Raw genomic sequence first — 7,095 nt, forward strand, 5'->3', positions numbered from 1 at the left:
CTGGCCGAATCCCACCGCTTGGCGGTACGTGCCCTTTTGACGGCGCAGGCCTGCGGCCTTGAGGGTGCATACGACCTCTCTTCGCTTGGCCTGCGCGCGACCGTGGCGATGGATAAAGACGTCGGCGAGTTGCTCCGCAGGCGCTACCTTGAACCGCTGGCAGCGGGTGGCTCCTCCGCGCGTGAGCTGATGGCGACGTTGCGCGAATATCTGGCGTCTGGGATGCACGTGGCCCAGACGGCGAGGCGGCTGATTGTCCACGAGAACACCGTGCGCTACCGGCTGGCGCGATTCGAAGAACTCACCGGGGCCAGCCTGCTCGACGCGCAGGTTCTGGTCGAGGTCTGGTGGGTTGTGGAGCTTTCAGCCATGCGTTTGTAGTGAGCACCAAAACAAACGGTGCGGTATTGGAGTCAACTCCATAGACCTCTCTACCGGTATCCTCTTATACTTGTTCTACGTTTATCATCGTTGATTGAGAGGGCACCTATGATTTCAGCGCTTCGTCCCTACCTGACCACAGGCGTCGCCCTGGTTGGTGCCAGCCTCATCACCGTCACACCGTTAGCACTGCCCCCGCCCGGCGCTTCCGACGTTGTGCAACATGCGATGCGGCTCACCTCAAATGGAGATATCGTCGTCGCCCCCAATGGAGTTCCAGGCATCGACACCACCCTCGGTCCGGGTGAAGTAACCATCGCCTACGAAATGGGTGGCAGCACCGTCCCGGAGCTCCCCGCAAGTTGGTTCACCAACGCCAACGAGGTGTATGTGCAACCCAATTATCCCGGGGCCGTTCCGCACTACCTCGGCTATCCGGCTCAGTTCTATCCGTTTTCTGCCACACAAGGCGGATACCATGACCATTCAGAGGCCGTGGGCCAGCAGATTATGAACAATGCGCTCATGACGCAGCTCAGCGAGGGACACAATGTTGTTTTTTACGGTACGTCTCAGAGTGCCACGATTCAGGCCCTTGAGATGATTTATCTCATGTCCTTGCCGGCCGATGAACAGCCGAGCTCCACCCAGCTGGGCTTTGTGGATTACGGTGACCCAAACCTGCCCGACGGCGGTGTATATACGCGGTTCGGCTATCCAGAACTGCCCAGCAATGTGATGCCATTTGGTCTGCCCGGTCATTTGAACTTGCCGAGTATCGGTATCGCATTCAGTGATCCAACTCCTGCAGACGCCCCTTGGTCGGACGTCATCTACACGGGCGAATACGATGGGTTTGGAGACTACCCGCAGTACTCACTGAATCTACTGGCAGACATCAACGCGCTGTTAGGCACTGAGTACGTGCACGCCGCAGGCTCGGATAAGCCAGCCTCATTGATCGCTACAGCCATGCCATGGGAGGCTTCCCCGGGATATGACGGCAACACCACCTACTTCATCATCCCCACCCCGGATCTGCCGCTGTTGGACCCGATACGCACCAACCCCGTCGGTAATGCGATCGCCGACCTGCTGCAGCCGGATTTGAAGGTGCTGATCAACCTCGGCTACGGGCCCGACAACGTCGGCTGGAGCGAGTATCCGAACGTTTTGACCCCAGCGTCCGGGCTGTTCCCGGACGTCAACCCCACCACTGTGGTGAACGAGCTGGTTGACGGAGGCAAAGAGGGGATTCAAAACTTCATGGCCGATCTGAAAGGGATCACGCCAGCGAGCCTCATGGCGGCCATGATGAGCGCCAATCCCGTGGCGACGATCACGCCGATGGATCTGGATCCGAGCAATTTCACTAGTGAACTGGAGACGGTTCTCACTCTTAATACCAACGTGTTGACCGCCGTGCCCACAGCTATCGCCAACTCGGCCGCGAACACGGTGAATACAGCCGAGACCTTCTTGTTCACCCTTCCTACACTTGACCTGGACCTGGTCCTCGCTGGCCTCAACCAACTGGCCGATGGCAACCTGCACGGAGCGCTCACCACCTTCACTGAGGTGCCAAACCTTTCCGTGGGACTCGGTGTGTGGGCTCCTTTTGTCGAACTTCAGTCGGTCCAAAGTCAGTTGAGCCTGCTCGAAAGCGCTGTCCATAGCGCCGTCACGGCAGACATGGGCTTCCTCGAGGGACTACCGGGTTTGCTTTAGGCCATGCGGTCGGTGCTCAGATGAGAAACCTCGCGGGGTGAAAAGCAAAGCGGTGCGTTCGGCCCCGGCCCTGCTCGGCGCTGGAGTCGATGTATTTCTGAACCATCATTAAGCCGCCGACGGCGGCTCGGCTCCCCTGGGTGGCAGGTGAAACACCGCAGTCGGCACCGGGACCGCCTCGTTCTCGTGCCGGGCAAGAAGGGCCGCGTTCTCCGGCAGCTCCCGCGGGTTGATCTCGCCGACGGCGATTCGGCGCAGGACGGCGTGGGCGCGGGCGAGGTCTTCGCGCTTGCGGTACTGACCGCCGGGGAGTTTGACGCCGGCCCACACGCCGTATTCCTCACCGCGCTCGACGGCAAGGGCCGCGCACTTGCGCTGTTGCGCCAGCGGGCAGCGGCGCAGGCAGATCAGCCGCGCTTGTGCGGACGACTGTTCGTAGACCCGCGCCTTGGCGGCGCCGTCGGCGCCGTCGTCGTCGGCGTAACCGAACCACAGATCCGGGTTGGTGGAGCAGGGGGGTGCCATCAGTTGGACTCCTCACGTCGATAACACGGATAACGTAGATAGAAACATATACACTAAAGTCGGGGTTACGCAAGGGAAACGGGATAAAAACATATATGCAAGTAACGACGGTCCAGGTCGCGTAGTATCCGGATATGGCTGGGGCGCGACGGTGAGCCGCGAATCAGCGGGCGCGGCCATCCGGGCGCTGCGCGAGTCGCGGGACTGGTCGCTGGCAGATCTCGCCGCGGCAACCGGGGTGAGCATCATGGGCCTGAGCTACCTGGAACGCGGCGCCCGAAAAGCACACAAAAGCACAGTTCAAAAGGTGGAGAACGGACTTGGCCTACCGCCGGGCACCTACTCGCGGCTGCTGGTCGCCACCGACCCCGATGCCGACCTGGCCGAGCTGACCCAGGTGAGCACAGCCGGCTCGTCCGAGGCGTCTCCGGCGCGCGCCGTCGGCACCGTTGTCGTCGACCGCCACAGCGACACGGAGGTGCTGGAAGGATACGCCGAAGCGCAGCTGGAAGCCCTGCGTTCGGTGATTACCCGGCTGCCTCCGCCGGCATCAGACGAATACGAGACGTATATTCTCTCTGTGATCGCACAGTGCGTGAAGGCCGAGATGCTGGCGGCCAGTTCCTGGCGGGTGGCCGTGAACGCGGGCGCCGATCCGGCGGGCCGGCTGATGGCCCATCTCAAGGACCTGGAGGCGATGCGCAGCGCCCTGCTGGAACGTATGCCCGCCAGCTTGGGCGCGCGGTTCGACCGGGCGTGCCTGCGGTCGGCGCTGCCGGAACCGGTCATCGCGGCACTGCTCGGTGTCACCGGCGAGCAGATGTGGGACATCCGCAACAGGGGGATCATTCCGCCGGGTGCGCTGCCGCGGGTGCGAGCCTTCGCCGACGCGACCCAATCGGTGGCCGACGCTGCGGATCACGACGACGGTTGGGGGCAAGCCGGTGAGCGACAGTGAGTTGGCGGTGCTCAACCGCGCCCACGAGTTGTTCGCCGCAGCCGCCCGGCCGGCATCGCTAAAGACGGGGCCGGTCCACGACGCCGAACCGGCCGGCCAGACGCCGCAGTTGAATACCGGTGCGGGACTTCAGCGCTACCGGTTGGCAGTACGCGATCACCGCGACGCGCTGCGGTCGGCCGCAGGGACCGACGCCGCGGCCACCGACGTCCTCACCGCCGCCCGGGACGACCACGCCCACGCCCGGGCGCAGACCGGGAAGGTAGTCGACGAGGCGCGCGCTGACGCGGCCGTCACACCGGATAGCCCGCTGGCCCAGCGGGAGGCGATGCGCCGGCGAGCAGCCCGGCTGCACGCCCAACGCGCCCACGTGATCGCCGCGCGCCAGCAGGCGCTGCAGCACACGGCCGCGTTGCGCGGGTTGCGCTATCGACGGCGACAGCGCGGGCGTAACCAGCCGACCAGATTGAGCTTTCCGGCCGATAGCCGTGCCGGCCTCGCCGTGCGGGCGGCGCTGTCGCGGCTGGGCCGACCGTATGTCTGGGGTGGGACCGGACCGGACACCTTCGACTGTTCGGGGTTGACCCAGTGGTCGTACGCGCAGGCGGGAATTCACCTGGACCGGACCACCTATCAGCAGATCCATGACGGGATCGCGGTGCCGCGCTGGCAGATCCGCCCCGGAGACCTGGTGTTTCCCAACGCCGGACACGTGCAGTTGGCGATCGGAAACAATCTGGTTGTCGAGGCACCGTACGCGGGTGCCACGGTTCGGATCAGCCCGCTGGGCACCCATGTGACGATCCGGCGCCCGCTGCCGTGAGGCGTACGGTTGAGCAATGTCTGAGCAGTCCAGCCCGTCGGCGGCTGCGATCGCGGCCCAGCAGGCGGCGTTGTCGGCGCGCCACCGCGTCGCCGCTGACGCTGACAAGCTGCTGGCCGGGGCCGCGCGGGACGCGCACGCCGCGACCGCCGCGGCTGGTCGGCGGCTGGGCGCCGTCGCCGCCGAGATCGACAGCTGCGTGCAGCACCAGGCGGCGTTCGCGGTGGACACCCCGCTGGGCGCGCGCGAGTTCCAGAGATTTCTCATCGCCAAGTACCGAGAACTGATCGCCATCGTGGACGAGGCCCACCGCGACGATGCCGCCAAACAGGCGCTGCTGGAGTCGTTGCGGGCTCACTACTCGGGTCCGGCCACTGAGGAGGTGTAACGATGGCCGATTTTCTGCCAACCCATCCGGGCGAGCTCTTGCTGCGTGATTTCATGGAGCCGCCGGGAATCAGTCAGTATGCGCTGGCGAAGGCGATCGCTGTTCCGCTGCCGCGGATCAACCAGATCGTCCACGGTCGCCGCAGCATCTCCGCGGACACGGGTCTGCGGTTGTCGCGGGCGTTCGGACTTACTGACGGTTTCTGGATCAACATGCAGGCTCAGTACGACCTGGACATGGCGCGTATTCAGCTGGGCGAGGAGTTGGAGCACGTCCGCAAGGTCGCGCTCTGACCGGCACCCTGGGCGTTCGGACTTCAGTCCGGGGTGAGCTCTATCTCGCCAGTGGGGACGAGTGAATTGTCGCTGCGATCGGGCGTCGGTACAGTCACCGCGCATGAAGCGGCGCCGACGCCGGCTCGACCGATGACGACGCGCGACGACGTGATCGATGCGATCAACCGCATCGAGCAGGCCGGGCATGCGGGGGAGGCGACACAGGCAGCCCAGCTGGAGGTGCTGCTGCTGCCGCCGCAGGAGTATGACGGCATTCTGAACCGGCTGCGGGCAGCCTTCCCGGAGCTATTCCCGCCAAGCTCGGCGGGAAGGCCCCCTCCAAAGCCGCCCAGTGCGCCGCCAGATGATGCCCCGCAGCAGCTCCCGCCGCAGCAGGGCAGCGCGGTGCGGGCGATGAAAAAGGCGGAAGCCGCACTGTCGCAACAGCAATCGGCGACCGCCGAATTCGACCGGCAGGTGATCGAGGCGCTGCTGCACGCGCACGAAACCACCACCGAAGGCAGGACGCAACTGGACAACTTAGAGAACCAGATCGAAAACGCGGCCCAAACGTGGGATCTCAGCAGCGCTGCCGGGGCCCGGGAGTTCCAGAAGTTCCTGATCGGCAAGCTTCGCCAGATTGTCGCGGTGGTGCAGGACACCAACGACGACGACACCTCGAAGCAAGCGCTGGCAGTGGCGTGGGCAGCCCTCTACGCCGCGCAAACCACTCCGGACGGGCGCGACGAATCGACTGGCGCCACCCGCGCAGGCGACGTTCCGCACCCGGAACCGGCCGCGGACACCTACTCGGACTCCTCTTCGCCGCTGCCCGAAGACGACGCGGAACCCGTTGCCGAGCCCGGAGCGCCGAGCGCCGCACCGGGCACCCCGGCGACACCGGCCGTTCCCGATTTCGGTGGCGGGATACCGAGCGCCGGCCTGAGCCCCGTCGGTGGGTTGCCGTTCGGCTCACCGGGCGGCTTGCTGCCGGGCCTGCAAAACCCACCGGTGCGGGAACAATTCGACGACCCAGCGTCGCAGCCCGACGAGCTGGTGTCCGCACACGAGCCGACACCCGACGAAGCCGGCGACAAAGAGGCCGACGACGGCGCGTCTCCAGCGGACGCCACCCCCGGTGCCGATCCCACCACGGTGACACTGCCCGACGGGGAGACGGTCACCGCCCCCACGCCGCAACTGGCCGCGGTGGTGCGTGCGGCTGTCGGCGGCACACCGATCCCAGACGCGTTCCACCAACAGGGGATCACCATCCCGCCGCCGGGCACCGCTGTGACCGGGCAGGTCGATCCGTCTCGGGTGAGACTGGGGGATATCGGCATGTTCACCGACCGTCATGCGCTCGCGGTAGGCAACAGCAAGGCACTGCTCGACGGGCAGATCCACGATATCGGCAACGTCGGGGGGCCGAGCTTTCTAGGCTGGCAGCACCCGCCAGTGCCGATCGAGCCGGCGGAGCCGGCCCAGCCGCCGACACAGACCCGGCCGTCGGCGACCGTCCGCGTATAAGTCGAGGAGGCTAGACGATGGCAGAAAACATCGGCGTACAGACCGAGAGCCTGCGCGAAGCGGCGGGCCATCACCAGAGGACATCGGAGTATTTGTCGACGGTTCCCCTGTCGCACAGTGAGATTCAGGCCAGCCTGAACTCGCTCGGACCGATCTATGCTGGCCTGGCCGAAGCCGGCAGACAACTGCTCGACGACAGGCGGCAATGCTACGAGGCGCAAGCGGCCGAACATGGCGAGATGGCCCGCAACCTGACCGCGGCCGCACAGCTGTGGGAGCAGAACGAGCAGGATGCCGCCGCGAAGTTCCGCGGCATTGTCGACGACCCGCCAATGCGTGCCGATGGCTGAACCGAATCCGGGCTTTGACACGGCCCACCCCAGTGGGCACATCCTCTTCCGCTCCTGCCGCGGTGGCTACCTGCACAGCGTGGCGTTGACGGAGGCGGCACTGGATACCGACGCCGGCACACTGGCCGAGGCGATTG

General features: G+C 65.4%; 10 protein-coding genes. 9 read left to right on the top strand and 1 reads right to left on the bottom strand.

Annotated elements, in window-relative coordinates:
- Both AC2VON_RS04430 and AC2VON_RS04435 read left to right on the top strand, forming a co-directional pair.
- Positions 1 to 381, top strand: a 381-nt coding sequence (locus tag AC2VON_RS04430) for a helix-turn-helix domain-containing protein (protein ID WP_486951855.1), incomplete at its 5' end; no start/stop codon positions are given.
- A gap of 108 nt (positions 382 to 489) precedes the next feature.
- On the top strand, positions 490 to 2,109 hold the full coding sequence (locus AC2VON_RS04435; protein WP_486951856.1) for a PE-PPE domain-containing protein: 1,620 nt from the start codon (positions 490 to 492) through the stop codon (positions 2,107 to 2,109).
- A 108-nt stretch (positions 2,110 to 2,217) separates the two neighbouring features.
- On the opposite strand, the gene AC2VON_RS04440 is transcribed toward AC2VON_RS04435, so the two are convergent.
- Positions 2,218 to 2,634, bottom strand: a complete 417-nt coding sequence (locus tag AC2VON_RS04440) for a WhiB family transcriptional regulator (protein WP_486951857.1) — start codon at positions 2,632 to 2,634, stop codon at positions 2,218 to 2,220.
- Positions 2,635 to 2,785: 151 nt separating this feature from the next.
- Here AC2VON_RS04440 and AC2VON_RS04445 point away from each other — a divergent pair, with 151 nt between their 5' ends.
- From AC2VON_RS04445 to AC2VON_RS04475, 7 genes are all read left to right on the top strand, one after another.
- Entirely contained in the window at positions 2,786 to 3,592 is an 807-nt protein-coding gene (locus tag AC2VON_RS04445) for a helix-turn-helix domain-containing protein (protein WP_486951858.1), read from the top strand.
- Positions 3,579 to 4,415: a C40 family peptidase gene (locus AC2VON_RS04450; RefSeq protein ID WP_486951859.1), complete on the top strand. Its 837-nt coding sequence runs from the start codon at positions 3,579 to 3,581 to the stop codon at positions 4,413 to 4,415. Before AC2VON_RS04445 ends, AC2VON_RS04450 begins: the two co-directional genes overlap by 14 nt.
- Positions 4,416 to 4,431: 16 nt before the next feature.
- A complete protein-coding gene (locus AC2VON_RS04455) occupies positions 4,432 to 4,803 on the top strand; it encodes a DUF4226 domain-containing protein (RefSeq protein WP_486951860.1) in 372 nt (123 codons plus the stop codon).
- Positions 4,804 to 4,805: 2 nt separating this feature from the next.
- On the top strand, positions 4,806 to 5,096 hold the full coding sequence (locus AC2VON_RS04460) for a HigA family addiction module antitoxin (RefSeq protein ID WP_486951861.1): 291 nt from the start codon (positions 4,806 to 4,808) through the stop codon (positions 5,094 to 5,096).
- A gap of 132 nt (positions 5,097 to 5,228) precedes the next feature.
- A complete protein-coding gene (locus AC2VON_RS04465) occupies positions 5,229 to 6,608 on the top strand; it encodes a DUF4226 domain-containing protein (protein WP_486951862.1) in 1,380 nt (459 codons plus the stop codon).
- A gap of 17 nt (positions 6,609 to 6,625) precedes the next feature.
- Positions 6,626 to 6,958 carry an ESX-1 secretion-associated protein gene (locus tag AC2VON_RS04470; protein WP_486951863.1) on the top strand — a complete coding sequence of 111 codons (333 nt, stop codon included), beginning with the start codon at positions 6,626 to 6,628 and terminating at the stop codon, positions 6,956 to 6,958.
- Positions 6,951 to 7,095, top strand: a 145-nt coding sequence (locus AC2VON_RS04475; RefSeq protein ID WP_486951864.1) for a DUF2694 family protein, incomplete at its 3' end; no start/stop codon positions are given. The genes AC2VON_RS04470 and AC2VON_RS04475, both read left to right, overlap by 8 nt.

The organism is Mycobacterium sp. TH-M82, assembly GCF_057473605.1.